This window comes from Stenotrophomonas sp. 05L44_2, from assembly GCF_056665995.1.
In genome coordinates this window covers 1-1,589 of sequence record NZ_JBFTNR010000860.1, presented here as the reverse complement: position 1 = coordinate 1,589, position 1,589 = coordinate 1, and the positions used below count along the sequence as shown (strand labels likewise).

1 protein-coding gene and 1 pseudogene are annotated in these 1,589 nt (G+C 63.5%); both read left to right on the top strand.

The annotated features are described in order from the left end of the window. Positions 1-251: pseudogene (locus tag AC1VAN_RS21415) on the top strand (ATP-dependent Clp protease ATP-binding subunit ClpX); the annotation flags it as partial. Between the two features lie 142 nt (positions 252-393). Then, positions 394-1,589, top strand: a 1,196-nt coding sequence (locus tag AC1VAN_RS21410; protein WP_480986700.1) for an LON peptidase substrate-binding domain-containing protein, incomplete at its 3' end; no start/stop codon positions are given.

Genomic DNA, 1,589 nt, shown 5'->3' with positions numbered 1-1,589 from the left:
ACGTCGAGCTGGAGTTCCGTCCGGACGCCTTGTCGGCCATCGCCAAGAAGGCGCTCAAGCGCAAGACCGGTGCCCGTGGCCTGCGCACCATCGTCGAATCGGTCCTGCTGGACACCATGTACGACCTGCCGTCGCAGGAAAACGTCAGCAAGGTTGTCGTGGATGAATCGGTGATCGAGCACAAGTCCGAGCCCTACCTGATCTACCAGACCCCGCCGGTCCCTGAACAGAAGGCCGCCGGCGCCGAATGATTCTTTCAACTTGTTGAATAGAAAGAATTTTCTCGGAACGTCTTGCATCTGAAAGCCGATGGCCCCATAACGGGGCCATCGGCTTTTTTTGTCTCCGGAAGATGCCCTCCCGGAGACGGTTTTCCCCTTCCCTGGAGCCCCCATGGCCCGTTCCCCAAGTGAGACCCTCGACCTGCCGGTCCTGCCGCTGCGCGACGTAGTGGTATTCCCGCACATGGTCATCCCGCTGTTCGTCGGCCGCGACAAGTCCATGCACGCGCTGGAACAGGCGATGGAAGCAGACAAGCGCATCCTGCTGCTGGCGCAGAAGTCGGCCGAGACCGATGACCCGCAGGCCGCCGACCTCTACCAGGTCGGCACCCTGGCGCAGGTCCTGCAGCTGCTGAAGCTGCCTGACGGCACCATCAAGGTGCTGGTCGAAGGCCTGTCGCGCGTGCAGGTGACCAGCGTCAGCGAACGCGATGGATCGCTGCACGGCCAGGCCGTGGAAATCGAGGCCGCCGATGCACGCGAGCCGCGCGAAATCGAGGCCATCGCCCGCTCGCTGATGTCGCTGTTCGAGCAGTACGTCAAGACCAACCGCAAGCTGCCGCCGGAASTGCTGCAGACCCTGGCCGGCATCGATGAGCCGACACGCCTGGCCGATACCATCGCCGCCCATATCAGCGTGCGGTTGTCGGACAAGCAGCGCCTGCTGGAAACGCTGGCGGTGGGCGAACGCCTGGAGATGCTGGTCGGCCTGGTCGACGGCGAGATCGACGTGCAGCAGATGGAAAAGCGCATCCGCGGCCGCGTGAAGTCGCAGATGGAAAAGAGCCAGCGCGAGTACTACCTCAACGAACAGATGAAGGCCATCCAGAAGGAACTGGGTGACCTGGACGATGCGCCGGGCGAACTGGAAGAGCTGGCGCGCAAGATCGCCGAAGCGGGCATGCCCAAGCCGGTGGAAGCCAAGGCGCGCAACGAGCTCAACAAGCTCAAGCAGATGTCGCCGATGTCTGCCGAAGCAGCGGTCGTGCGCAACTACCTGGAATGGCTGCTGGGCGTGCCGTGGAAGAAGCGCAGCAAGGTGCGCAAGGACCTGAAGGCCGCGCAGGACACCCTCGATGCCGATCACTACGGCCTGGAGAAGGTCAAGGAACGCATCCTTGAATACCTGGCGGTGCAGTCGCGGGTGAAGCAGATGAAGGGTCCGATCCTGTGCCTGGTCGGGCCGCCGGGCGTGGGCAAGACCTCGCTGGGCCAGTCCATCGCCAAGGCCACCAACCGCAAGTTCGTGCGCATGTCGCTCGGCGGCGTGCGCGATGAAGCCGAGATCCGTGGCCACCGTCGTACCTA